Here is a 24962-nt window from a genome sequence, read left to right on the forward strand (position 1 = left end):
CGCCCCGGACCCCGACACACCCTCGACATCACCACCCCCACCGGACACACCTACCAATCCACCGCACCACCACTGCCCGGGTCTCCGCCTTCTGAAGCAGCAGCTTCCCGGGAGCGGCGCGGACTCCGGCACCTCGCCAAGATGATCAGCCGGGCCCGCCCGGGGCCGGATCAGCGGCTGCAACCGCGGCCTGAAACACTGCCGGGTAACCCGGCCGGCTACCGCCCGAACCACGACTCGGCCAAGGATACGTCGGCCTCCATGGCGTAGTTACCGACCGAATACCCGAGCGCCAGGCGGTAGCTGCCACCATGGGTGTGCCACTGCCCGCGGCTGGAGTCGTAGGAGGCCAGCAGCCGCGGATCAACGTCCAACGAGACGGTCCGTGATTCACCGGGTTCCAGGTCCACGCGTTCGAAGCCGAGCAGCCGCATCCGGGACCCTGCAGGATCCTCAAGCAGGTAAAGCTGGGGGACGTCCGCCCCACGGCGCGGCCCCGCATTGGTGACGGTGAACTCGGCCCGCACCCCGCCCCGGCTTTGCACTGCCAGGTCCGCATAGCCGAACCGGGTGTAGTTGAGTCCGTGGCCGAAGGGGAACAGGGGTTGCTGGCCGGTCTTCGCAAACCAGCGGTAGCCGACGTCGGATCCCTCGTTGTAGTTGACCGCCGTCGGGGTTCCCCACGGCGTGCCGAGGCCCGGCAGCTCAGGCCGCGGCGTCTGGTCCAAGCCCGCCGGGAAGGTCAGCGGGAGTTTCCCGGAGGGGTTCGTGACACCGGCGAGGATTTCGGCGATCGCCTGGCCGCCGCGCTGCCCGGGGTACCAGGCCGCCAGGACCGCCCTGACTTTCGGAAGCCACGGCATCGCCACAGGGTTGCCGGTCTCGAGGACCACCACGGTGTTCGGGTTGGCGCCCGCGACCGCCTCGATCACGGCGTCCTGGCCCCACGGCAGCGACAGGTCCGCATTGTCGTAGCCCTCACCCTCCACCCGGATGCCAAATACGACGGCGACGTCGGACCGGCGCGCCAGCAGCGCTGCCTCGGCCGGGCTCATCCCGGGGTCGTATTCAATTTCGGCGTCAGGCAGCAGCTTCTGCAGTTCCGCCAGCGGGGAGGAGGGCAGCACGTACAGGTTCCGCATGCTGCCCATAATGCCCGGGCCGCCGATGGAGTGGACCTCGGCGTAGCCGCCCGGCGGAGTGACGGCGCTCGAGCCGCAGCCGGAGGGTACCCCGAGCTGGGCATGTCCCCCGATGACCGCGACCTTGAAGGGCGCGGCAGCAGTTGAGGGCGCCTCCAGCGGAAGCAGGCCGTCGTTCTTGAGCAGCACAATCCCCTGCCGCGCGGTCTCCAGGGCGATGTCGGCATGGGCGGCGAGGTCGACGTCGGGCGTTCCCTCCCACCGGTCGATGCCGACGTCGAAGATGGCGTAGAGGATGCGCTGCACCATCTCGGACAGGCGTTCCTTGGGGAGTTCACCCGCCGCATACGCCGCGCGCAGCGGGGCGGTGAAGGTCTCGTGCCCCCACATCATCACATCGATCTGCACGCCGGATTCCTGGTCCTGGCCCCGCAGCGCGAACTCCCAGCTCGGCGTCGCACCCCAGTCGGACATCACCCAGCCGGGGAAGCCCCAGGCGCCTTTCAGGATGCCCTGAAGCAACGGCTCGTTGCCGCCCGCGTAGGTGCCGTTAATCTTGTTGTAGCCGGTCATGACCGAGCCGGGCTGGGCGCGTTCGATGGCGATTTCGAAGGCGAGCAGGTCGGATTCCCGGTGCGCGCCCGGGTCGATGATGGCGTCCAGCCAATGCCGGTTGGTCTCGTTGCAGTTCAGGGAAAAATGCTTGACCGTCGAGATGACCTGCTCGCCCTGGATGCCCTTGACCGATTCCGCGCCGAGGACTCCGGTGAGCCAGGGGTCCTCGGAGAGGTACTCAAAGTTCCGGCCGTTGCGCGGGTCGCGGTGCAGGTTGAGTCCGCCGGCGAGCTGGACGTTGAGCCCTTTGCTCCGGGCCTCCCGGCCCACCAGCTGCCCGGATCTGCGGGCGAGCTCGGGGTTGAAGCTGGCTCCCAGGGCGATCGACGCCGGAAGCGCCGTGGCGGTGTCGCCCTCCCGGTAGCCGGGGTTGGTCACGCCCAGGCTCGCGTCGCTCATCAGCAGCGCGGGGATGCCCAGCCGCGCGATCCCGGGCGTGTAGCCGGCACTCATCGGGACGCCGTCCGGGATACGCGGATCCTTGTCCTTGAGCACCGCATTGGCACCCATGACGCTGATCAGTAGTGAAAAGCGTTCCTCATCCGTCAGCTGCGCCTCGACTTCCCGGGCCCGTTCCATCGCTTCTGAATTCACGCTTCGCCTGCTTTCGGGGTCGACCCGGCGGCCGTTGGGCGCCGCGGCGGAGTGAGGACCTGGGATCGCTTCCATCATGCCCGTGGCGGCCGGCGGGGGCCAGAGGTTTGGACGGATTCTCATGCTGCGGCGGCCGGATTCAGCAACGGCGGCGGTCACTTTGTGGTGAGCGCACCTGACCCAGGTTGGCGTTACGGATTCGGCTGCAATGCGGAACTCCACGCGCGCTGCCTTTAAATGCGAGGCCTGCAGGTACCTTCGCGATCTCGCTATGAGATGGCTCGGACATTTTCATGTCCTGAACGACCCGGCTAAACCAGATGGCTACCTGCAGGCGCTTTAAGCGTACGCCCGGCTGTCCGCCCGTGACTAGGGGTCCGTCGCCTCTTCCCCAGGACCGAAAAGACGCCCCGGCGCCCAAAAGCGTAGAGTGGAACCAGACGCCTGATTCTGGACGCCGAGCGCTGAGGGAGAAATCGTGACGATTGACTGGGACGAAAAGAAGACCCTGCTGCAGGAACCGAACATCGCCGCCGTAACGCAGCTTTGCGACGAACTGATGGAAAAGAAGCCGGGGTCGGTCGTCCCCTACATCGATCCCGTCCACGACGAGGACGAGTGCCGGATCGTCAGCCTCCACATCGCGCCGGGCAAGGGCACCGAATCGGGCTTCGTATCTCATTTCAACGATGACGAGACCGCCCGCCGCGCCACCTCCATCTACGACGCCGTCGAACTCGACCCCCGCTACGTGATGCCGTGGAACGCCTACCCCTGGGTCCGCGACCCCGAGCTGCCCTCGGCGCTGAACGTCCAGGAGAAGACGGACGGACTGCGGCCGTTCCGCCAGTTCCTCAAGATCAACAAGCGCGTCTCCGCCGTCATCGCCCACGGCGCCGATGCCCACGCTTTCCTGACGCTCTTCGAGAAGACCTACCACTCCTCCCTGAAGAACCGCGGCGTCAAGATCTACAAGGCCACGGCCCTGGGCGGCCGCGCCTTCGCCGTCTCGGCGGCGAAGCAGGATGAACTCCTGAGTAAGAACGTCGAGGTCTACAAGGACGCCATGCAGCGGGCAGGCATCCAGCACCTCTGAGCCGGCGGCTCAGGACGCGCGCGACGGCGGGTCCTCTTCCGTTGCGCAGCGGGCCCGTCTAGGGTCCAACGGCCCTGCCCAAGCCCGGCGGTCCTTGGTGAGCTGGAGACGAGCCCGGACCGACGCGTCCCTCGTGAGGCTCGCTGCCGAAGAGGACTCAGCTATGGGACGGTTGGACGGCAAAGTGGCCCTGGTCAGCGGCGGCGCCCGCGGCATCGGCGCGGCCATCGCGAAACACTTCCTGGACGAAGGGGCCCGGGTCGTCGTCGGCGATGTCCTCGATGAGGCTGGCCGGCAACTGGCCGGCCAGCTCGGGAACGGCGTCCGCTTTGTCCACCTGGACGTCACGGAACCGACGGACTGGGAGTCGGCGGTGAACGAGTCCGTAACCGCGTTCGGCAGCCTCAGCATCCTGGTCAACAATGCCGGCATGGTGAACTTCGGCCGGATCGACGAATATCCGCACGAGCTGTGGGCCCGGATCATCGACGTCAACCTCACCGGTGTCTTCAACGGCATCCAGGCTGCGGCACCGTCCATGAAACGCGGAGCCCCCGCCTCCATCATCAACATCTCCTCGATTGCCGGCCTCCGGGGCTACGAGAACCTCTCCGGATACACAGCCTCGAAATTCGGCGTCCGCGGCCTGACCAAGAGCGCCGCCCTGGATCTTGGCGGCTTCGGCATCCGGGTAAACTCAGTCCATCCCGGGGTCGTCGAGACGCCCATGACCGCCGGAATGACGTTCGAAACTGGACATGTCCCCCTGCACCGGGTCGGGCAACCCAGCGAGGTCGCCGACCTGGCCGTGTACCTGGCCGGCGACGAGTCCTCGTTTGTCACGGGCGCCGAATTTGTGATCGACGGCGGCGAGACGGCCGGCACTGTCGCGCCGCCCGCCGTCTGACCGGAAAGAAGCAACCCATGCCCCAGAGTCCCGGATCAAAACTCGCAATTGTCGGCGCCGGCAGCGTCGGCACCTCCCTCGCCTACGCGGCCCTGATCCGCGGCTCGGCCAGCAACGTCGCCCTCTTCGACGTCAACGCAACCAAGGCCGAGGCCGAGGTGCTGGACCTGGCCCACGGCACCCAGTTCGCCGCTGCTGCGGCAACCGTCACCGGCGGCGGTGACATCTCCGCAACGGAAGGCGCCGACGTCGTCGTCATCACCGCCGGGGCCAAACAGGCGCCGGGCCAGACACGGCTGGACCTGGCCGGCACGAACGTCCGCATCCTCGAACAGCTCATGCCGCAACTCCTCACGCACGCCCCGGACGCCGTCTACGTCCTGGTGACCAACCCCTGCGACGTCCTGACCGTCGCCGCCCAGAAGATCTCCGGCCTGCCGTCCTCCCGCATCTTCTCCTCCGGCACCGTCCTCGATACGTCCCGGCTGCGCTGGCTGCTGGCGCGGAAGGCCGGCGTCTCCCTCACCAGCGTGCACGCCAGCATGGTGGGCGAGCACGGCGACACCGAATTCCCCATCTGGTCCGGCGCGACGATCGGCCCGGTCCCGATCCGCGGCTGGAAGGTCGACGGGGAACCCGTATTCACGTCCGACTACCTCGCCGACACCGCGCGCGAGGTGACGCAGGCGGCCTACAAGGTGATTGCCGGCAAAGGCGCCACGAATTACGCGATAGGGCTGTCCGGCGCGCGCATCGTGGAGGCCCTGATGCGCGGGGAAAACGCCGTCCTCCCGGTGTCCACCGTGTTGGACGGCCAGTATGGCATCACCGGCGTGGCGCTGTCCCTGCCGAGCATCGTGGGTCACGGCGGGGTCCGCCAGGTCCTGGATACCCCCATGGACGACGGCGAACTCGCCTCGCTGCACCACTCGGCGGAGACGCTGCAGCAGAGTCTCGCCACGCTGGGGATTTAGGCGCTCTTCGCTGACTCGTCGGTGGCGAAGCCGGGCACAACGGTCACCGAGCCGACGTGGGGCAATGCCTGCCGGATCCCGCGTTCCAGATTGGACGTCACGGAGGCGAGCTCGACGAGGTGCGCGTCAATCGCGACAGGCACCGTGACCTCGACGTGCAGCCGGTGTCCGGACCAGCGCAGGCGCGCGGCGCCACCGGCCCGGGCGTGTTCCGCGATCACGGCCTCAGCCCGTTGGGTCAGTTCGGGGTCGACGCCGTCCATCAGCCGCCGTCCGACGTCGCGCACGGTGCCCCAGAGGAGGACGACGATGGCGGCGGAGATCAGCAGGCCCACGATCGGGTCCGCGAGCGGGAAGCCGAGCCAGACGCCGACGACGCCCGCCACGACCGCCAGCGAGGTAAAGCCGTCCGTCCTGGCGTGGATGCCGTCGGCCACCAAAGCCGCGGAACCGATCCGCCGGCCGACGCGGATCCGGTAGATCGCCACGAGTTCGTTGCCGGCGAAGCCCACCAGCCCGGCGGCGAGCACCCAGCCGAGGTTGTGCACGGGCTGGGGTTCGAAGAGGCGCCGGACGGATTCGACGGCGGCCACCACCGCGGAGAGCGCAATCATTGCCACAATGAAGAGCCCGGCGAGGTCCTCGGCCCGGCCGAAACCGTAGGTGTACGTCCGGGTGGCCTTGCGGCGGCCCAGCAGAAACGCGATCCACAGCGGGACAGCGGTCAGCGCGTCGGAGAAGTTGTGCACCGTGTCTGCCAGCAGCGCCACCGAGCCGCTGACCAGCACGATCACGAGCTGGAAGAGCGAGGTGGTGCCGAGCCCCAGCAGGGAGACCTTGACCGCACGGATGCCCTGCGAGCTGGATTCGAGCGCCTCATCGATGGAGTCCGCGGCGTCGTGCGAGTGCGGGACGAAGACCGACTGGAGCCAGCCCTTGAGACCCTTGGCGTGCGTATGCCCGTGCGGGCCATGACCGTGGCCGTGGTCATGGGCGTGGTGGTCTACGTGCGGGTGGTCATGACCGTGGCCGTGGTCATGGTCAGGCGGGTGGTCTACGTGCGGGTGGTCATGACCGTGGTCATGGTCAGGCGGGTGGTCATGACCGTGGTCGTGGCCGTGCGGGTGATCGTCTTCGTGGACAGCGCCTACGTCGTGGGTGTGCTCCTGCGCGCCGCCGCTGCTGTGTTCGTCCACGGCGTCCGACGGGCGGCTCATGAGCCGTGCCCCGGGGCGGTGCCGAGCGCGTGCTCCGCCTGGTGGATCGCGTCCATCACCAGTTGCCGGGCGTGGTCATTCTGCAGCCGGTAAAAGACTTTGGTGCCTTCCTGCCGCGTGGCGACCATGCCGCCCAGTCGCATCTTGGCCAGGTGCTGCGACACGGCCGACGCCGGTTTCCCCACTTTCTCGGCGAGCGCGTTGACCGGCAGTTCCCCGTCCCCCAAAGCGAGGATCAGCCGGACGCGTGTGCTGTCGGCCAGCATCGAGAACACCTCGACGGCGAGCTCCACGTGGGGGCTGTCGACTTCAATCTGCATATCTGCATTCATACGCAGATACTGTCATAGTTGACCGTACCGGCCAAACTTGCTCACGGCGGCGGCTCATGGGTGGCTGGAACACAGTACCCGAAACTTTCGTTGAACACCGGTAGCCTGAAAACCACACCGAGGGCGCGAAAAGGAGGACCGCGATGACCGCAGCCAGCCCAGCAGGGGCCGCCTCCGCCTTCGGCCGCGCCGTGCTGCTGGCCGGAATTCTTGCCGTGATCGCAGGCTTCCTGGGCATGCACATCTTCTCCGGCCCTCATGGGATGCACTCCCAGGAGCCACTTCCTGGCAGCGCCGGACAAGTCGCGGCGGAGCACCCTGCCTCCCTGCCATCCGCACCCGGCCACGACGGCCACGCCAGCCACACCGCGGACCTGACGGCGCCGCCGACCGCCGCCGCTACGCCCGTCCCGGTGACGCCAGCCTCGGTGACCGTCGGCGGCACTCCAGTGCCGCCGTCGTGCGTCTGCCCAGGCGGGTGCACCGATAAGTCGGCGGTTCACGTTGACTGCACCCCCTCCCCGGCGGGCACCTCCCTGAGCGCCCCGCCGCCCGGGACCACAACGCTGGCGATGCAATCCTGGCCGCCAGCCTTGGCAGCCCGGCAGCCGGACCGCACGTATCATCCCGGGACACCAACTCCCCGGGATCTGTCCATCAGCCGCACGTAGGACTGGGCATGTGCCGTGACGACGCCGGCGCACCCGCTCCCAGCGCACGGCCGCCAATCCCAGAGGCCGCCGCGCGCCACCAGACCAACGGCTCCGCCACCGGATCCACGAAGGACACGATTTCCCATGAAGAAGACCCTCACCATTTCCGCCACCCTCGCCGCCGTCATTGCGCTGGCAGGCTGCTCCACCGGATCCACTTCCGGCGGGAGCAGCATGCCCGGCATGGACCACAGCACCGCGGCGGCGAGCTCGGCCCCGGCCGCCGCGAACGCGGACCACAACGGCTCGGACGCCATGTTTGCCCAGGCCATGATTCCGCACCACGCCCAGGCCGTGGAGATGAGCGACATGATCCTCAAGAAGCAGGGCATCGATGCCGGGGTCACCGCGCTGGCAACGAAGATCAAGGCAGCCCAGGCACCCGAGATCGAGAAGATGAACGGCTGGCTCAACGACTGGAACGAACCCAGCCAGGCGCCCGGCGGCCACTCCATGACCGGCATGATGAACGGCGACGACCTCGAGAAGCTCGACTCCGCCCAGGGCGCCGAGGCCGCCCGGCTGTTCCTCAGCCAGATGATCGCCCACCACGAAGGCGCCGTCGAGATGGCGAACGCCGAGGTCCGCAGCGGCAGTAACGCCGCGGCCATCCAGCTGGGCAGGGACATTGCAGCGTCCCAGACGGGCGAGATCCAGGAAATGAAGGACCTGCTCGCCGCGCTGTAGGCGGGCCTCGGAGCACCACGATGACGGCGGCCCCGGGCCCCGGGGCCGCCGTCACAGTTGACACCCCGGTGTGATCTCTGCCATATTTTAAGCGTGAACCTGTCAGACAGCCGGACAGCAGGACAGCCTCTCGCCCGCCTCAGCGCGGCCGAAGCAGTCTTCAATGTCCTCCGCTCCGAAATCGAATCCGGCAAGCTCGGCGTCGGCGCCAAGCTCAGCTCCGAGGCCACGCTTGCCCAGGAGTACGGCGTGAGCCGCTCAGTGGTCCGCGAGGCCTTGCGTTCCTGCACCGCCCTGGGGCTGACCGTCACCAGGACCGGGCGGGGCACGTTCGTCGTCGCCGACCACGTGGCCAAGGACCTGGTCCTTGGCCAATACTCAGCACGCGACCTCACCGAGGCACGTCCCCACATCGAGGTTCCTGCCGCCGGGCTGGCGGCAGAACGGCGGTCGCCCGAGGAACTGGAAACCCTTCGGGACATCGTCGCCGCGATGACCGCCGAGGACGACCCCGAAGTGTGGGTGGGCCTGGACTCAAGTTTCCACGCGCTGATCGCGAGGGCCAGCCGGAACAAGGTGTTCGAAAACGTCGTCGCGGACATCCGGGAGGCCCTGGCCCACCAGTCCGAAACCCTGAACATGGTGGCGGACCGCCAGCACGCCTCCGACGAGGAGCACCGGCGCATCCTGGCCGCCATTGAGGCCGGCGACGCGGCGACGGCGCGCATCGCCATGAGCCAGCACCTGCATGCCGTTGGCCTTGCCCTTGACTCGATCCTCAACCCCCTTGCAGGCGTCTGAACCCCGCCAGCTCGACCAGACACCACCAACACCACCAACACCACCGCCAAAGGACGCAATGATTTCTCCTGCCCTCGCGCACATCCCGACGCCGCTGGCCCCGGAGCGGCTCCCGCAGCACGCCCCGCTCGCGGTCCAGACCCGCGACGGCCTCGTCGAGAGTGTCCACTACGGCTCGGCAATCGCCACCGTGGCCGATGGCCGCACCCTCCTGGCCGCCGGCGAGCCCCTCGCCCCGTTCTACCCGCGTTCCGCCCTCAAGCCCCTGCAGGCTGTTGCCATGGTCCGCGCCGGCCTGGACCTCCCGGCCGACCTCCTGGCCCTCGCCGCCGCCAGCCACTCCGGTGCCGCCACCCACCGCGACGGGGCGCTGCGCATCCTGGACCTGCATGGGCTGACCCCTGGCGACCTTGAGAACAGCACTGACCTCCCCTATGGAGTCCGCGAGCGCGAGGAATGGCTCAGCGGCGGCGGGCAGGCCACCCGCCTGGCGCAGAACTGCTCCGGAAAGCACGCCGCGATGGCGGCCACCTGCGTCATCAACGACTGGCCGGTCCAGGGCTATTTGGACCCGGCGCACCCGCTGCAGCAGCTCGTGGCCCGGACCGTATTGGAACTGACCGGCGAGGAACCGGAGCGCACCTCCACTGACGGCTGCGGCACGCCGCTCTTTGCCCTCACCCTGCGCGGCATGGCCCGCGCGTTCGGGCGGCTGGCCGCAGCAGCCGGATCCGGCGGCAGCGCGGAAGCCGCCGTCGCACGCGCCATGCGCCGCCACCCCGTAATGGTGGCGGGCGAGGGCCGCGACGTCACGGCGCTGATGCGCCTGGTCCCGGGGCTGCTGGCCAAGGACGGCTTCGAGGGCGTCCAGCTGGTGGGCCTGCCCGACGGCCGCGCCGTCGCCGTGAAGATCTCCGATGGCGGAGACCGCGCCCGGTTGCCCGTCACCGTGCGGATTCTGGCGGCGCTCGACGTCGACACCTCGCCCCTGGCGCACCTTGCCACAGCACCTGTGCTGGGCGGCGGCCGGCCCGTCGGGCTGCTGCAGGCCGCCGATTTCCTGCCTTCCCCCAAAACCTCCAACGCCCTCGACGCCCCGTAAGGACCGCCATGACCTCGCTCGACGAACGCGCAGACTTCCGCTCCGAACACGACCTTCTGGGCGACCGGGACGTTCCCGCCGACGCCTACTGGGGTGTCCACACCCTCCGGGCCGTGGAGAACTTCCCCATCACGGGCCAGCCGCTTGCCTCCAACATGTATCTTGTCCGTGGGCTGGCCGCAGTGAAACTGGCCGCCGCCCGCACCAACCACGAGCTCGGGCTGCTCGACGCCGGGCGCGCCCGGGCCATCGAGGAGGCCTGCACGGACGTCATGAACGGCAAGCTCAGCGAGCAGTTCGTCGTGGATGTCATCCAAGGCGGTGCCGGGACGTCGTCGAACATGAACGCCAATGAGGTGATCGCCAACCGTGCCCTGGAAATCCTCGGACACCCGAAGGGCGACTACGCGCGGCTGCACCCCAATGACCACGTCAACCTCAGCCAGTCCACCAACGACGTGTACCCCACCGCGGTCAAGCTCGGCACGATCTTCGCCGCGAGGGAACTCCTCGATGCCCTCACCGAACTCGAGGACGCCTTCTCCGCCAAGGCGCTCGAATTCCGCACGGTGGTGAAGATGGGCCGCACCCAGCTGCAGGACGCCGTTCCCATGACGCTCGGCCAGGAATTCGGCACCTATGCGGTCACGATCGGCGAGGACCGGCTCCGTCTGGCCGAAGCCGACCTGCTGATCCACGAAATCAACCTCGGCGCCACCGCGATCGGCACCGGCCTCAACGCCCCGGCCGGATATGCCGAGGCCGCCTGCCGGCACCTGGCCGAGATCACGGGCCTGCCCCTCGTCACGGCGGTGGACCTGATCGAGGCCACCCAGGACGTCGGCGCCTTTGTGCACCTCTCCGGCGTGCTCAAGCGGGTCGCCGTGAAACTGTCCAAGATCTGCAACGACCTGCGGCTGCTCTCCTCCGGACCGCGCGCCGGGTTCGGCGAGATCAACCTCCCCGCCGTGCAGTCCGGCTCCTCGATCATGCCTGGCAAGATCAATCCGGTCATCCCCGAAGTGGTCAGCCAGGTGGCTTATGAGGTCATCGGCAACGACGTCACCATCACCATGGCCGCCGAGGCCGGGCAGCTTCAGCTCAACGCTTTCGAACCGATCATTGTCCACAGCCTCCACAAGAGCATCTCCCACCTGGAAGCCGCCTGCCGCACCCTCACGGCCCGCTGCGTCCGGGGCATCACCGCCAACACCGAACGGCTCCGCCTCACGGTGGAACAATCAATCGGGCTGGTCACCGCCCTCAACCCGCACCTGGGCTACGCCACGGCCACGGCCATCGCGCAGGAAGCCCTCGCCACCGGCAAGGGTGTCGCGGAGCTGGTGCTTGAACACGGGCTGCTCACCGCCGAGCAGCTCACCGATCTCCTCAGCCCGCAACGCCTGGCCAACCTGAGCAAGTAACGCACCCTCAAACCCAAAGGATTCCCATGACGTATCCCCGAACTGCCCGCGCCCAAAAACAACCGGCCCAACAGCGGCAGGCCGTCACCGACCACACCATTCCGGCGCACGCCCATGCCACCGAGGCCGCGCTCCACGCCGAGGACCAGGGCTACCACAAGGGCCTCAAGCCACGGCAGGTCCAGATGATCGCGATCGGCGGTGCCATCGGCACCGGCCTGTTCATGGGCGCCGGCGGCCGCCTCGCCACCGCCGGCCCGGCCCTGGTCATCAGCTATGCCGTCTGCGGGTTCTTCGCCTTCATGATCCTGCGCGCCCTTGGCGAACTCGTGATGCACCGGCCGTCGTCGGGTTCGTTCGTCTCCTACGCCCGTGAATTCTTCGGCGAGAAGGCCGCGTTCGTCACCGGCTGGCTGTACTGGCTGAACTGGGCCATGACGGCGATCGTGGACATCACCGCCGTCGCGCTCTACATGAACTTCTTCAAGAAGTACTGGGCGCCCATCGCGGATGTGCCGCAGTGGACTTGGGCCCTGGCCGCCCTGATCCTGGTTCTGGGCCTCAACCTCATCAGCGTCAAGGTCTTCGGCGAGCTCGAATTCTGGTTCGCGCTGATCAAGGTGGTCGCGCTCACGTCCTTCCTGCTGGTCGGCATCTACTTCGTCATCTTCGGGACCCCCGTCGCCGGCCAGGAGGTCGGGTTCAGCCTGATCGCGGACAACGGCGGCATGTTCCCCAACGGCCTGCTGCCCGCAATCGTGGTGATGCAGGGTGTCGTGTTCGCCTACGCCTCGATTGAGCTGATCGGCACCGCCGCCGGCGAAACGGAAAACCCGGAAAAAATCATGCCGCGGGCCATCAACACGGTGATCGTCCGTATCGCGGTGTTCTACGTCGGCTCGCTCGTGCTCCTCTCGCTGCTGCTGCCTTACAGCTCCTACAAGGCCGGCGAAAGCCCGTTCGTGACGTTCTTCGGCTCCATCGGGGTCGAGGGCGTGGACGCCATCATGAACCTCGTGGTCCTGACCGCGGCACTGTCCTCGCTCAACGCCGGGCTGTACTCCACCGGCCGGATCATGCGTTCCATGTCCGTTTCGGGGTCTGCGCCGAAATTCGCCGCCCGGATGAACAAGTCCGGCGTCCCCTACGGCGGCATCGCCCTGACCGCCGGCGTGGCCCTCCTGGGCGTTGTCCTGAACGCCCTGGTCCCGGCCGAGGCCTTCGAGATCGTCCTGAACGTCGCATCGCTGGGCATCATCAGCACCTGGGCCATGATCGTGCTGTGCCAGATGCAGCTCGCACGGCTCGCGGCCCGCGGGGAGCTACTCCGCCCGACTTTCCGGATGCCGGGTGCTCCTGTCACGGGCTGGCTCACGCTGGCCTTCCTCCTGGCGGTGCTGGTCCTCATGGCATTCGACTCGCCGGTGGGGACGTGGACCATCGCGTCCCTCTTGGTCATCGTGCCGCTCCTGATGCTCGGCTGGCGCCTCTGCCGGCACCGCATCCTGGAAATCGCCGCCGTCCGGGACGGCTTCACCGGCCCGTATCCGCTCGTGGCTGCCCGGCCCGCAGGCAGCGCCGGCGGAGACCCGGAGTAGCCTTTCGGCATTCCGCCTCCCCGTAACGCAACGTCCCCGCAACCTCTCCGGGCGGCGGTTCGCATATGCTCGACGGAAAGATTCACACTGGCTCAGCGACGAACCACCCGGGAGACACCTAATGACCAACTGGCGAATCAGGGATTTTCACTCCGCCGATCTTGACGGCATCCTTCACCTCTGGGAGACCCTCAAGGCCAGCAACGTCGAGCCGGTCTACGCGCTCTCCGAGGTGCTGGCCTCCTGCGAAAAGGACCATGCCGTCGTCGCGGTGCAGGGCGATCAGGTCGTGGGCGCCGCCGTCGGACGCGCCGCCCACGACCAGGGCTGGATCGTGTTCCTGGCCACCCTCCCCGAGTACCGCGGACGCGGGATCGGCACCTCGCTGCTGGCCGCTGTCGAGAACCGGATGGCCCCGCACGGGCTGAACAAGCTCTCCGCGCTCATGCCGGAATCCGAGACCCGGGTGGAGGCGTTCCTGGGCCGCGGCTTCGTCCTGAAGAAGAACCTGCGCTATTTCGAACGCAAGATCCCGGTGCAGCGCCAGGAACTGGAGCCCCTCAGCCAGCTCGGCGGCCGGATCCTGGCCCGCGACCTCTGGGAAAACGTCGCCGGCATGCGGAACGAGAAGGAGCTGCTGGAACGACGCCTGGTCCTGCCGCTGGCCGAGGCCGACCTCGCGGACGAATACGGCGTGGTCCCGCCGCGCGCCGTCGTCCTCTTCGGCCCTCCCGGCACCGGGAAGACCACCTTCGCGAAGGCGATCGCCTCCCGCCTCGAATGGCCTTTCGTGGAGGTCTTCCCCTCCCGTCTGGCCTCCGACCCCAAGGGCCTCGCCGGTGCGCTGCGTGAGACGTTCCTGGAGATCGCGGAGCTGGAGCACGCCGTCGTCTTCATCGACGAGGTGGAGGAGATCGCCTCCCAGCGGTCCGGCGAACCGCCGTCGCCGCTGCAGGGCGTCACCAACGAACTCCTCAAGATCATCCCGGCCTTCCGCGAGCAGCCCGGCCGCTTGCTGGTCTGCGCCACCAACTTCATCCGTGCCCTGGACACCGCGTTCCTGCGCCACGGCCGGTTCGACTACGTCATCCCCATCGGCCTGCCCGACCGCCAGGCCCGCGAGGCCATGTGGCAGCGCTTCATTCCCGCCACGGTCGTGGACGACGTGGATGTGGAGCTGCTGGTGGACCGGACCGAGGGCTTCTCCCCCGCGGACATCGAATACGCCGCCCGAAGCGCATCCCAGCGGGCGCTTGAGAAGGCGGTGTACGACGACGGCGGGCTGGCTTCCAGTCCCACCGCCTCCGTCCGCGACGCGGTCCGGAAGGGTCCCGCGACGCAGGACTACCTTGACGCGATTGCCGACACGCGGACCACGGTCAGCGAGGAGGTCCACGAGCAATTCCTTGAGGACATCGACGCCCTGGGCCGGGTGTAACTCCCACCTCAGGCAACGCGGGGTCAGATATCGCCCATGTTGAACCCCGGAATGGGCCGGATGTGACCCCGCGTTGCCTGAGGTGTTGAGCCAGAGAGGAAGCCTTGATCCTGTTCCTGACGATTGTGAGCGGACTCGCCTGGACCGCGGTATACGTTGATGGCATCCGGATCGGGTTCAGGGACCGAAGCTACGCGATCCCGGCCGCGGCGGTCGGACTCAACTTCGCCTGGGAGAGTATCTACGCCGCGAGGTCCGTTGCCACCGGCATCTCGACCCAAGGGGTCTTCAACATTGCGTGGGCACTCGCCGACGTCGTGATTGTGTACACCTTCCTCCGGTTCGGCCGTTCCGAGCTGCCGGTCTGGGTGACACGGCCGCTCTTCATCGGCTGGGCGCTCCTGCTGGGCGCTACGTCCTTCGCCGTTCAGTTGCTGTTCGTGGTCGAGTTCGGCTGGAACGACGCTGCGCGCTACGCGGCGTTCCTGCAGAATCTGCTGATGTCCGGGCTGTTCATCGCCATGTTTGTTGCCCGTCAGGGATCACGCGGCCAATCCCTGCTGATTGCGGTGGCCAAGTGGATCGGGACCCTCGCACCCACCGTTGCGTTCGGCTGGTACGGCAACTCGCCGCTGATTCTGGGCGTTGGCATCCTCTGCAGCGTCTTCGATCTCGCCTACATCGGCCTGCTGTGGCGGGCGCGGTCCCTGCCAACCGCAACGCGGGGTCAGATAGCGCCCGTGTCGGGCTCCGGGATGGGCGCGATGTGACCCCGCGTTGCTGTGAGCGGGCGACGGCGGTCCCGGGGTTGGGAACGGACCCGCTCCGCCGGCGGGGCTCAGCCCTGGTGCGGCCCGGATTCTGCGGCCCCGGCCGGGGTTTCCGCCGGTTCCGCCCCGGACGAATCGTCCTCCGGCGCCTCGTCATAGGAGAGGTTTTCGTAGTCGGTGTCGTCCGCCTCGTCGAGCAGATCGTCCAACTCCTCCAGCAGCCACGGGTTGATCCGGGCCAGGATCTTCCGGGTTTCCTCCACCGGAACTGCGGCATACAGCACCGGGCGGGCCTCGTTGTAGCGGGTGACCGGCGGCTTGTCCGGCCACTTTTCGGCGAGTGCCCTGACACGCTCGGGCAGGGAATTGTGCGCGTTGTCCGCGATCTTCACCAGGGTGGCGTCGTGGTCCTCGGCGATGTAACGGATGCCGGCCTGGTAGTCGTCAGGGTTCTCATGCAGGCGCTTGGTCACGCGCTCAATGATGTCCACGGCGCGCTCGGAGACGCCCATGTCCAACAGTGCCTGCCGGGTCATCGGGGTGTCCTCGGCGATATCGTGCAGGTAACCGGCAATCCGGATGTCGTCGTCGAAGTCCGCCAGGGCATCCCCGACAGCGATCACGTGGTCGCGGTAGGGCCGCTTGAGCTTGTCTTTCTGGCGGTTGTGGGCCACTTCGGCGAGGATCTTCGCTGTCTCGACGGTAAAACTCGGCTGCGGGCTGCGCGCTTCCCTGAACTCTGGTTCTGACATGGTTCAAGCCTACGCGTCCGGGCCGGCCATCCCGGGCCAGATCCACGGCTCCCGCGGCAGCGCGGCGGGGTCAAACACGGCCAGGGCATGCTCCAGCGGCCCGGCCGGCAGCCCGAGCGATGCCAGCAGTGCGTCGCGCACCTGGCCGCTGGGTACGCCGGCGGCTGATAGGTCCGCGAGCGTGACGGCGCCGTCGCGCTTGGCCAGCCGGGCGCCGTCGGCGTTCAGCACGAGCGGAACGTGGGCATATTCCGGAACGGGCATATTCAGCAGCGAGGAGACGTGGACCTGCCGCGGCGTGGAGGGCAGCAGGTCGTCCCCGCGCACCACCTGATCGATGCCCTGGGCGGCGTCGTCCACGACGACGGCAAGGTTGTAAGCGGTCACGCCGTCGTTGCGGCGGAGCACAAAGTCATCCACCACGCCCGTATAACTGCCTTTCAGCACGTCCTCGACGTTCGCCTCGGTGACGGCGGACCGGAGCCGGATCGCCGCGGGGCGGACGGCACGCCGGGCCTCACGCTCCGCCGCGGACAGCTCCCGGCAGGTGCCCGGATAGGATCCCTGGGGGGCGTGCGGCGCGGACGGCGCCTCCTGGATCTCGCGGCGGGTGCAGAAGCACTCGTACGTCAGTCCCGCGGCGGTCAGCCGGGCGATCGCTTCCGCGTAGAGGGGCCCGCGGTCCGTCTGGCGGACGACGCCGCCGTCCCAGGTCACGCCGATCGCGGCCAGGTCCCGGAGTTGCTCCGCCTCGGCGCCGGCCCGGGCGCGGTCCAGGTCCTCAACGCGCATGAGGAACTTCCTGCCAGTGGACCGGGCGAAGAGCCAGGCCAGGATGGCCGTGCGGAGGTTGCCGACGTGCAGTTCGCCGGAGGGGCTGGGGGCGAAGCGGCCGGCAGAGGTCATGGCACCAGCCTATTCCCCCCCGCGCCGGAGCCGTTCCAACAGCAACGCGGGGTCACCTCCGGCCCATGCCGGAGCCGAACATGGGCGCGAGGTGACCCCGCGTTGCCTAGGCGGTGGGGACACACAAGAGCCCCTCAGCTACCGATGACTCGGGAAAACCGACGTCGGTGGCTCAGGGGCTCTTGCCGTGCCGGGCCCGGGGCGTTGCTCCGGGCCATGGCACTGCGATTGCGGGGCTTTATGCGGAATGACGATGGTGTGAACAAGAGTCAGTCAGCGGGCGGGTTCCTTGCGGGAAGCCTCATCCAAGGTCCGGGTGGTGTGCCGGGGTGCTTGTAGCCTGTGGGAACCGGCGGTGGCCCGTGTCCCTTTGTTGTCACTATTTCAACAGAAGTCCTGCAGTTGGCGCAACGGGCGGGGATTACACTGGTCAGACTGATCAATTCAGGCAGGAATGACGTACAGGAAGTGGTCACATTGCAGGAACTCGACGCTACAGACAGGCGAATTCTCCTCGCCCTCGATGAGGATCCCCGGCTGCCGATCATGGTGCTGGCCCAGAAGCTGGCACTGGCGCGCGGCACCGTGCAGTCCCGCCTGGAGCGGATGGCGGCGTCAGGCGCCCTGCGGCCGAACAGCAGCCGGGTGCTGCCCTCGGCGCTGGGCCGGGGGGTGGCGGCCTCGGTGAGCGCTGAACTGGACCAGAGCCACCTGAACGAGGCGATCGCCGCGCTGCGGAACATCCCCGAGGTGCTCGAATGCCACGCCCCGGCCGGCGAGACGGACCTGCTGATCCGGGTGGTGGCGAAGAGCCCGGACGACCTGTACCGCGTCTCCGAGGAAATCCGGCTCTGCCCCGGCATTGTGCGGACCTCCACGAGCATGTTCCTGCGCGAGGTCATTCCTTACCGGACGACGGGGCTGCTGGGCTCCTGAGGGCCTTTCCCGCAGGTGGGCCTACACCGGCGGTCCGGTATTGGTTTTCAGGTTCTTCATGACCAGCGTGGACGTCAACCGCTCGACGCCGGGCAGCGAGGTCAGCTCGCTGTCGTAGAAGCGCTGGTAGGCGGGCAGGTCCTCGGCGATGACTTTAAGCAGGTAGTCGGGGGAACCGAACAGCCGCTGGGCCTCCACTATGTTCGGGTTGTCAGCCACGCGGTTCTCGAAAATCTCCATCGTTGCCCGGTCCACCTGGCGGAGCGTGACGAACACGATCGCCTCGAACCCGAGCCCCACCGCGGCCGGATCGATGTCTGCCCGGTAGCCGCGGATGACGCCCGATGCCTCCAGGTCGCGGAGCCGCCGGTGGCATGGCGCCACGGTCAATCCCACCTTGGCGGCGAGCGCCGTAGCTGTCATGCGGCCGTTCTGTTTGAGGTGGCGCAAAATACTTCTGTCCAGATGGTCAATCACGCAATAATCTTACCGTCCGGCGGCGTTTTGCCGCGAAAAGAGGAAACACTTCTGGTGGAAATTTTCCTAGACTTTTCCTGTACCCGCCCCTCAGGAGACCGCCATGAACCCTCAGCTATTCCTCGCCTTCCTGGTGGTCGCCGGCGCCCTTGCCTGCACCCCCGGGGTCGACTGGGCCTACTCCATTACCGCAGGGCTGAAACAGCGCAGCTTTGTGCCCGCGGTCGCGGGACTCTGCGGCGGCTACCTGCTGCACACTGTGCTTCTGGTGGCGGGCCTGGCGGCGCTGCTCACCGGGATCCCGGGTGTGCTGGGGTGGCTGACGGCGGCCGGCTCGGCCTACCTTCTCTGGCTCGGATTTACGACCATCCGGTCCTGGCGCGGGGCGAGTTTCGGCAGCGCCCAGGTGCGGGCGCCGGGGAACCAGTTCCGGACCTTCCTGCAGGGCATGGGCACCAGCGGCATCAACCCGAAGGGCCTGCTGTTCTACGTGGCCCTGGTGCCGCAGTTTGTCAGCCCGGAAGCGTCGCTGCCGGTGCCGGTGCAGTCCGGCCTCCTGGGCCTGACCTTCGTGCTGCTGGTCGCGGTGGTCTACAGCTGCGTTGCCTTGCTGGCACGCAAACTGCTGCACTCCCGGCCGGGCGCGGCGCGGCGGGTGACGCTCGCCAGCGGCATAAGCATGGTGGCCCTGGGCGCCGTGCTGCTGTCCGAGCAGCTAGTTCCGCTCCTGGTCCACGCCCTGTCGCGCGGCTGAGATCACTTGCGCAGCATGTACCACTCAGTGAACGCCGTGGCGCGGCCGTCGCCCGTGAGCTGGATGATCCACAGGTTGTCGTAGCTGCGGCTGTTGCCTCGGTAGTCGGTGCGGCCCTGGACGAAGGCACTCCCGCGGTCGACCCCCAGGAGTTTCCACTCGAATGTCCAGTCCCCATGCTGTGATGTAGTGCTGCATCCAGCGCGCTGAGGCATCTCTCATGCGTCGTTTTTACTCCGTGTATCCGCTGGCCCGCAAGGGTTGTGGATCCGGAGCGGGACACCCTGCCCTGGTTCAGTCGTCATCGGTCCAGCCGTATTCGCGGTCCCAGAGTTCATGCAGCTCCGCGTCCTTGCGGATGGCCCGGACCGCTTCCAGTTCGACGGGCTGGCGGTGTTGCCACTCCAGCCGGTTCAGCGCCTTCCGCCCGTTGTCCAGCAGCAGGAGCGCCCGGTCCGTCAGGGCATCGCTGCGGAGCGTGAAGTCCGTCCCGCGCCGGCGCAGGACCTCCTGCAGGACGGCCCGGGAGGACGCGTTGGCACCGAGTTTCCGGAGCGAGCGTGCCCGCACCAGGAGCAGCGCCGCCGAGAGGTCATCGCCGTTGCGCAGCCCTTCAGTGTCTTCCAGCACGTCCTCGTACCGTCCCAGGGCGGCGGCGAGCGAGCAACGCGCCAAGGCCATGGGCAACGACGGCGGCAGCCCGGTCAGCGCCGCGAGGGCAGCCTCGGTCTGGCCGGTCTCGCGCAACGAGTGGGAAAGCGCCAGGAATACCCCTTCCTCACTGAAGAGGACCGGAACCTCAACCCGCTCGGCCACGGTCACCCGGGTGACCACACGGCTCAGGTAGGCGGAGGCATACAGGTTCGCATCGTCGTCGTTCCTGGTCAGCATCCCGCGCTGGAGCAACTCGGCGGCGCGCAGGTGGCCGCCGTGGGCGTAGCTCAGCAACCCCGCCATCAGGTAGCACAGCCCGGCCCACCCGGGGTAGGTGTGTGCCAGGGCGATCAGCCGGTTTGGGTCGGAGCTGCCGAAGATGGCGGCGTGCACGGTCTTCGCGGCCTTGCCCGGCGCCCGGCGGCCCACTTTGCCGAGCCGCGGCGCGCCGCCCTCCACAGGCAGGGTGCCGCGGATCCGCCCCGCCAGGACTCCGGATACCGCCCCGCCCACACCCTCGGCGAGGCCGCGGACCGGCGTCCGGATGACCGCCGTGCGGAACGGCGTCAGGTCGCGGAGGTCGCGGTAAAGGGCGGGGCGGGGTGCGGATTCTGCTGGTCCGGCGCTCATACGTCCATGCTAGTTCGCTGCGGGAGGCCGCGGCAGACTAGGCCGTGGCCGAAATCCACAGGCCGATCACCCAGGTGCTGCCGGCAAGGCAGGCGAGCCCGAACTCCACGATCATTCCCAGCCCCGTGGCCTTCAGTGCGGCCCAACTCGATGCCATGGCAGTGCCGAAAGCGCGCGTGCGGTGCAGTTCACTCAGCAGGAGACCGGCGGCGAACCCAACGAACAGGCCCACGACGGGGATGATAAACATTCCCACGACTCCGAAGACGAGCCCGGCCATCACCGAGCGGCCGGGAATGCTGTGCTGTTTGAGCTTCCGGCCGGTCAGGACCGCGCTGGCGGCCATCCCGGCGAGGACAAAGACCAGGCCGATCCCGAAGACCACCCAGCCGGTGGTTCCGGCCCCGCCCCAGATGGCCCAGGCCAGCAGGCTTAGACCGACCAGGATGCTGCCGGGAAGCACGGGGATGACGGTGCCGGCCACGCCCACGAGGATGGCGAGGCCACACAGGATCGTCACAACTGTCTCGGTGTTCATCGCCCCAGTCTAGGTCGCGGCAGCGGGCGGTTCGGGCCGGTCCGCCAGCAAGGCGCCGCAGCGCAAAAGACGACGACGGCGCCGCATCCCCCAAGGAAGCGCCGCCGTCGTCGTCTGTTTAGCTGTTGCTACTCGGCTTCAACCGCCGCGGCGACGGCGGCCGAAACTGCCGGTGCCACGCGCGGGTCCAGCGGACTGGGGACGATGTAGTCGGCCGAGAGGTCCTCTTCGGCCAGTGCCGCGATGGCGCGGGCCGCAGCCAGCTTCATGGCCGGCGTGATCCGGCGGGCGCCGGCATCGAGGGCGCCCCGGAAGATGCCGGGGAACGCGAGGACGTTGTTGATCTGGTTCGGGAAGTCACTGCGGCCGGTGGCGACGACGGCCGCGTACCGGCGTGCTACCTCCGGCAGGACCTCGGGGTCCGGGTTGGACAGCGCGAACACGATCGAGTCCTGGCTCATGAGCTTGAGGTGCTCCTCGGCCAGCTTGGAGGAGGAGACGCCGATGAACACGTCGGCGTCCAGCAGGGCATCGGCGGGTCCGCCGGAGACGCCGCGCAGGTTGCCGCTCCGGGCCAGCTGGGCCTTCTTGCTGGCGGGATCGGCGGCGATGTCCGCACGCTCGCTGTTGATGACACCTCGGGAGTCCAGCAGCACGACGTCGGTGATTCCGGCGGTGAGCAGCATCTGTGCGACGGCGATCCCGGCGGCGCCGGCGCCCGAGACGACAACGCGCAGCTTCTCGAGTTCGCGTCCGGTTACCTTGGCGGCGCCGGTCAGGGCCGCGAGGACGACGACGGCGGTGCCGTGCTGGTCATCGTGCATGACGGGGCAGTCGAGGGCCTCGATGAGCTTTTCCTCAAGCTCGAAGCAACGCGGCGCCGAGACATCCTCGAGGTTGACTGCGCCGAAGCTCGGACGCAGGCGGACGAGGGTCTCCACGATCTCGTCAACGTTGGTGGTGTTGAGCACCAGCGGGATGGAGTCGAGCTCGCCGAAGGCCTTGAACAGGGCTGACTTGCCCTCCATCACGGGCAGCGAGGCGCTGGCGCCGATGTCCCCGAGGCCGAGGACGGCCGTGCCATCGCTGACGACGACGACGAGGCGCTGGGCCCACGTCAGGGTTTTGGCGAGTTCCGGGTTGGCGGCGATGGCGCGGCTGACCTGGGCGACTCCGGGCGTGTAGGCGATGGAAAGGTCGCGCTTGCTGGCGAGCGGCACGGTGCTGGAAATTGAAAGCTTGCCGCCCTGGTGGGCTGCGAAAATTTCCTCGTCGCTGAGCACCGCTACGGGCTCTGCTGCGGAAGCGGGGTCGGTGGGGTTAATCGTCTCAATGGACACTTCGTTGTCTCCTGGGGCTCACCGTGGGCATACGGCTCATGGAAGCTCAAGCACAGGGATGCTCAAGATGGTCTGGGGAGCGTCAACTGCTACCCGTGGTTGGTGGGTCCGCGGCGAAGCTCCGGGGTACTGCAAGCGGCTGGGCCGCTCCGGTTCTGCAATGGTAAACAACGCGCGGCGGCGGCGACGTGTCGCACGACACACCCAAGCGAATGGTGAAACGTTTATCCAACGCTTTTAGTGAGCCGTATCACGAAAAAGTGCCGTTACCGTCCAGTTAAAAGTCCGATTGGTCTAGACCAGTTACGCCGCACGGCGGCTGCATGTCAGCAGAAAGCAGGCCTTCTTGAGGTCTTCTTCGGCCTCGAAGAGGGAAAGACGGCGGCAGCGGACGGACTGGACCAGTCCAGTGACGGTCAGCAGCAGCACCCGGGAGATGGCGGCGTCGCCGGTCACGGCCGTGACGGCCTTTTCGGCCGCGGAATCGATCTCGCGGAGCAGCTTCGTGGTGTCGGTGTCCTTGGTGTAGACGGCTTTGTTCAAGGACTGCTCCACCGCCGGCTGCATCAGGCGCATGTGGAAAATTTCCATCACGACGCCTGCTACCGCCTGGGCGGGAATGTTGTCCTTGATGTTCGCTGCGGGAGGCGTCGCGGAGCGTCCGGCAGCTCGCCCCGCGGACTTTTTCGCGGGCCTGCCGGGCGTGCCCGCAGGTGCGCCGGGCGCGACGCCGGCCGGTGGGCCGGTGGGGAGTACACCGGCGGCCGCATTGGCCCCGGGCGCGGCCGGGTCGTTGGCCGCATGCAGCTCCGTAAGCTGCTTGCGGTAGAGCGCCAGCACCAGCTGCGTGGCGGAGGGAAAGTAGCGGTACAGGGTGCCCAGCGGGACGTCGGCCTTGGCGGCGACCTCGGAGAGGACGACGGAGTCCAGACCCTTGCGGGCGAACCCGGCGGCTACGTCGAGGATCCGGGTGTAGCGGAGCCGTTGCCGGGGCAGGGCGGGCGGAGGGGCCATCGGAGGAAGTTCTGAGTGAAATTCAGGCATCAGCAGCGTTCCGGGGTCGGTTTTCTCGGCAGCCGGGAGGGATCTCCCCGCAGCACTGCCGCGGCAATTCCCGTCCACTATACGCCACGCTCCCGGGCCGTCAGCGAGTCACAGAAAGCGCCGGGGACGCCCGGACGAAGTCGCGCCCGCGGTGGGCCCGGAGCTAGTCGACGCCCTTTATTTTGACCACGAATACAGCCCCCAGCAGCCCGATCACCGCGGCGGCCACGTACAGCGAAACGTAGCCTCCCCACATCGTGACGAAAGGGAAGGCGATGAGCGGCGCGAGCACCTGGGGCAGGGAATTGGCGATGTTGAGGACGCCCAGATCCTTTCCGCGGCTTAGTGCCGTCGGGAGCACCTGGGTGATGAGGGCGAAATCCACCGCAAGGTAACAGCCGAAGCCGATCCCCAGCACGGAGGCGCCAAGGAGTGCCCCGGGCCAGGTCGGCGCGAACGCCAGGATGAGCGAGGCCACTGCGATGATGACGGAGGAGACGATCACGAGCGGCTTCCGTTTCCCCATTCGGTCGCTCAGCCGGCCGCCGATCACGCTGGTGACGATCACCATCACGGCATAGAGGCCGGTCAGGATCAGCACACCGAACTCCGGTGCGATGCCCTGCGTCTCCTCAAGGTGGACCGCGTCCTTGAGGAAGAAGAGCAGGTAGAGGGTGACCATGTGGTTGCCGATGTTCACCAGGAGCCGGGTCAGCCAGGCCCAGCCGAAGTCCGGGTACAGCGCCGGGGAAATCCAGAAGCCCCGGGCGAAGCCAGCCAGGCTGAACGGCGGGCGCGCCCCGGCGGGGAGCGCGACGTCGTCGTTCCTGAAGAAGTACAGCAGGACGCCGGCCAGCAGAGCCACGGCGCAGACCCAATAGCCGACGGCGAAGTTCCCGGTCACCGCTGCGGCGATCACCGCGCCGACAAGGATTCCGACGGTCTGGCCCATGGCGCCGAGGCCGCCCACCGTGCCGCGCTGGGCAACGGGCACGCGGTCCGGGACGGCGGCAGTAATGGCGGCATAGGCCCCGTTGCAGCCCGCTTGGACGAGGCACCAGAGCAGCGTCATGATGGCAACATTGGGTGCGCCGGCGAGCGCGATCAGGGCCGCGGCGCCGAGGATGGCCCCGAAGAGGACCCACGGCACCCGACGTCCCAGGCGTGAGGTGGTGCGGTCGCTGAACGCACCGAACAACGGATTGGCCACGAGGGAGACCGCCGCCCCGGCCCCGGTCACGAGGGCGAGGATGGCCTCTTTGTCGCCCGCACTGAACGCTTCCGCCTGCTGGCCGAGCAACACCTGGAGCGGGGCGAAAAACGCTGCGTTGATGCCCAGGTTGACGAGGACGACGCCGGCAATCCAGAGGGGACGGACCGCCCGCTCGGGCTCGGCGAGCGCAATCGCGGTCGGGCTTCCCGCAGCGGGTCCGACACGGGTTGGGTCCGGAGCTGCTCCGGATAGATCGGACAGGCTCATGTAATTCGGTTCCCCCCGGAAACGGCTGACGCACGCAAGAT

25 protein-coding genes and 1 pseudogene are annotated in these 24962 nt (G+C 67.9%); 14 read left to right on the plus strand and 12 right to left on the minus strand.

What is annotated here, in order from left to right; all coding sequences use genetic code 11:
* Positions 1–270, plus strand: a pseudogene (locus BJQ90_RS01150) (hypothetical protein); the annotation flags it as partial.
* Here BJQ90_RS01150 and BJQ90_RS01155 read toward each other — a convergent pair.
* A complete protein-coding gene (locus BJQ90_RS01155) occupies positions 219–2351 on the minus strand; it encodes a glycoside hydrolase family 3 C-terminal domain-containing protein (RefSeq protein ID WP_226758478.1) in 2133 nt (710 codons plus the stop codon). The pseudogene BJQ90_RS01150 and the gene BJQ90_RS01155 sit on opposite strands and share 52 nt — an antisense overlap.
* Positions 2352–2829: 478 nt before the next feature.
* On the opposite strand from BJQ90_RS01155, the gene BJQ90_RS01160 reads away from it, so the two are divergent.
* From BJQ90_RS01160 to BJQ90_RS01170, 3 genes are all read left to right on the plus strand, one after another.
* Positions 2830–3447: a uracil-DNA glycosylase gene (locus BJQ90_RS01160; protein ID WP_226758479.1), complete on the plus strand. Its 618-nt coding sequence runs from the start codon at positions 2830–2832 to the stop codon at positions 3445–3447.
* Positions 3448–3610: 163 nt separating this feature from the next.
* Entirely contained in the window at positions 3611–4354 is a 744-nt protein-coding gene (locus BJQ90_RS01165) for a glucose 1-dehydrogenase (protein ID WP_226758480.1), read from the plus strand.
* A gap of 17 nt (positions 4355–4371) precedes the next feature.
* Entirely contained in the window at positions 4372–5328 is a 957-nt protein-coding gene (locus BJQ90_RS01170) for an L-lactate dehydrogenase (protein ID WP_226758481.1), read from the plus strand.
* Here the strand turns inward: BJQ90_RS01170 and BJQ90_RS01175 are convergent.
* Both BJQ90_RS01175 and BJQ90_RS01180 read right to left on the minus strand, forming a co-directional pair.
* Positions 5325–6545: a cation diffusion facilitator family transporter gene (locus tag BJQ90_RS01175; RefSeq protein WP_226758482.1), complete on the minus strand. Its 1221-nt coding sequence runs from the start codon at positions 6543–6545 to the stop codon at positions 5325–5327. The two genes, BJQ90_RS01170 and BJQ90_RS01175, sit on opposite strands and share 4 nt — an antisense overlap.
* The gene (locus BJQ90_RS01180) at positions 6542–6877 is read right to left on the minus strand and encodes an ArsR/SmtB family transcription factor (protein WP_226758483.1); all 336 of its coding nucleotides are present in this window, start codon (positions 6875–6877) and stop codon (positions 6542–6544) included. Before BJQ90_RS01180 ends, BJQ90_RS01175 begins: the two co-directional genes overlap by 4 nt.
* Before the next feature lie 143 nt (positions 6878–7020).
* On the opposite strand from BJQ90_RS01180, the gene BJQ90_RS01185 reads away from it, so the two are divergent.
* The 8 genes from BJQ90_RS01185 to BJQ90_RS01220 all read left to right on the plus strand — a co-directional run bounded on the left by BJQ90_RS01185 (position 7021) and on the right by BJQ90_RS01220 (position 15410).
* The gene (locus tag BJQ90_RS01185) at positions 7021–7548 is read left to right on the plus strand and encodes a hypothetical protein (protein ID WP_226758484.1); all 528 of its coding nucleotides are present in this window, start codon (positions 7021–7023) and stop codon (positions 7546–7548) included.
* Between the two features lie 126 nt (positions 7549–7674).
* Positions 7675–8277: a DUF305 domain-containing protein gene (locus tag BJQ90_RS01190; protein WP_226758485.1), complete on the plus strand. Its 603-nt coding sequence runs from the start codon at positions 7675–7677 to the stop codon at positions 8275–8277.
* A gap of 93 nt (positions 8278–8370) precedes the next feature.
* Complete coding sequence (locus BJQ90_RS01195) at positions 8371–9078, plus strand: FadR/GntR family transcriptional regulator (protein WP_226758486.1); 708 nt, start codon at positions 8371–8373, stop codon at positions 9076–9078.
* A gap of 58 nt (positions 9079–9136) precedes the next feature.
* On the plus strand, positions 9137–10180 hold the full coding sequence (locus BJQ90_RS01200; protein WP_226758487.1) for an asparaginase: 1044 nt from the start codon (positions 9137–9139) through the stop codon (positions 10178–10180).
* 8 nt (positions 10181–10188) lie between these two features.
* On the plus strand, positions 10189–11604 hold the full coding sequence (locus tag BJQ90_RS01205) for an aspartate ammonia-lyase (RefSeq protein WP_226758488.1): 1416 nt from the start codon (positions 10189–10191) through the stop codon (positions 11602–11604).
* Between the two features lie 26 nt (positions 11605–11630).
* On the plus strand, positions 11631–13202 hold the full coding sequence (locus tag BJQ90_RS01210; protein WP_226758489.1) for an amino acid permease: 1572 nt from the start codon (positions 11631–11633) through the stop codon (positions 13200–13202).
* Positions 13203–13323: 121 nt separating this feature from the next.
* Positions 13324–14640: an ATP-binding protein gene (locus tag BJQ90_RS01215; RefSeq protein ID WP_226758490.1), complete on the plus strand. Its 1317-nt coding sequence runs from the start codon at positions 13324–13326 to the stop codon at positions 14638–14640.
* A 104-nt stretch (positions 14641–14744) separates the two neighbouring features.
* A complete protein-coding gene (locus BJQ90_RS01220; RefSeq protein ID WP_226758491.1) occupies positions 14745–15410 on the plus strand; it encodes a hypothetical protein in 666 nt (221 codons plus the stop codon).
* A 68-nt stretch (positions 15411–15478) separates the two neighbouring features.
* On the opposite strand, the gene BJQ90_RS01225 is transcribed toward BJQ90_RS01220, so the two are convergent.
* Positions 15479–16162, minus strand: coding sequence for an HD domain-containing protein (locus BJQ90_RS01225; RefSeq protein ID WP_226758492.1), 684 nt, complete (start codon positions 16160–16162; stop codon positions 15479–15481).
* Between the two features lie 9 nt (positions 16163–16171).
* Complete coding sequence (gene gluQRS / locus BJQ90_RS01230; protein ID WP_226758493.1) at positions 16172–17068, minus strand: tRNA glutamyl-Q(34) synthetase GluQRS; 897 nt, start codon at positions 17066–17068, stop codon at positions 16172–16174.
* Positions 17069–17545: 477 nt separating this feature from the next.
* On the opposite strand from gluQRS, the gene BJQ90_RS01235 reads away from it, so the two are divergent.
* Entirely contained in the window at positions 17546–18004 is a 459-nt protein-coding gene (locus tag BJQ90_RS01235) for an Lrp/AsnC family transcriptional regulator (protein WP_226758519.1), read from the plus strand.
* Positions 18005–18025: 21 nt separating this feature from the next.
* On the opposite strand, the gene BJQ90_RS01240 is transcribed toward BJQ90_RS01235, so the two are convergent.
* Positions 18026–18481, minus strand: coding sequence for an Lrp/AsnC family transcriptional regulator (locus tag BJQ90_RS01240; RefSeq protein WP_226758494.1), 456 nt, complete (start codon positions 18479–18481; stop codon positions 18026–18028).
* A gap of 103 nt (positions 18482–18584) precedes the next feature.
* Between BJQ90_RS01240 and BJQ90_RS01245 the strand changes: the two genes are divergently transcribed.
* Complete coding sequence (locus BJQ90_RS01245) at positions 18585–19235, plus strand: LysE family translocator (protein ID WP_226758495.1); 651 nt, start codon at positions 18585–18587, stop codon at positions 19233–19235.
* A gap of 2 nt (positions 19236–19237) precedes the next feature.
* Here the strand turns inward: BJQ90_RS01245 and BJQ90_RS01250 are convergent, their stop codons facing one another.
* From BJQ90_RS01250 to BJQ90_RS01275, 6 genes are all read right to left on the minus strand, one after another.
* Complete coding sequence (locus BJQ90_RS01250; RefSeq protein ID WP_226758521.1) at positions 19238–19450, minus strand: hypothetical protein; 213 nt, start codon at positions 19448–19450, stop codon at positions 19238–19240.
* 79 nt (positions 19451–19529) lie between these two features.
* Positions 19530–20519, minus strand: coding sequence for a hypothetical protein (locus BJQ90_RS01255; RefSeq protein WP_226758496.1), 990 nt, complete (start codon positions 20517–20519; stop codon positions 19530–19532).
* A 37-nt stretch (positions 20520–20556) separates the two neighbouring features.
* The gene (locus tag BJQ90_RS01260) at positions 20557–21057 is read right to left on the minus strand and encodes a DUF456 domain-containing protein (protein WP_226758497.1); all 501 of its coding nucleotides are present in this window, start codon (positions 21055–21057) and stop codon (positions 20557–20559) included.
* 128 nt (positions 21058–21185) lie between these two features.
* A complete protein-coding gene (locus BJQ90_RS01265) occupies positions 21186–22397 on the minus strand; it encodes an NADP-dependent malic enzyme (RefSeq protein ID WP_226758498.1) in 1212 nt (403 codons plus the stop codon).
* A gap of 303 nt (positions 22398–22700) precedes the next feature.
* Positions 22701–23411, minus strand: a complete 711-nt coding sequence (locus BJQ90_RS01270; protein WP_226758499.1) for a TetR/AcrR family transcriptional regulator — start codon at positions 23409–23411, stop codon at positions 22701–22703.
* A gap of 193 nt (positions 23412–23604) precedes the next feature.
* The gene (locus BJQ90_RS01275; protein ID WP_226758500.1) at positions 23605–24921 is read right to left on the minus strand and encodes an MFS transporter; all 1317 of its coding nucleotides are present in this window, start codon (positions 24919–24921) and stop codon (positions 23605–23607) included.
* Positions 24922–24962 lie beyond the last annotated feature (41 nt).

Origin of the sequence: Arthrobacter sp. SO3, assembly GCF_020532825.1 — a bacterium.
Lineage (GTDB): Bacteria > Actinomycetota > Actinomycetes > Actinomycetales > Micrococcaceae > Arthrobacter.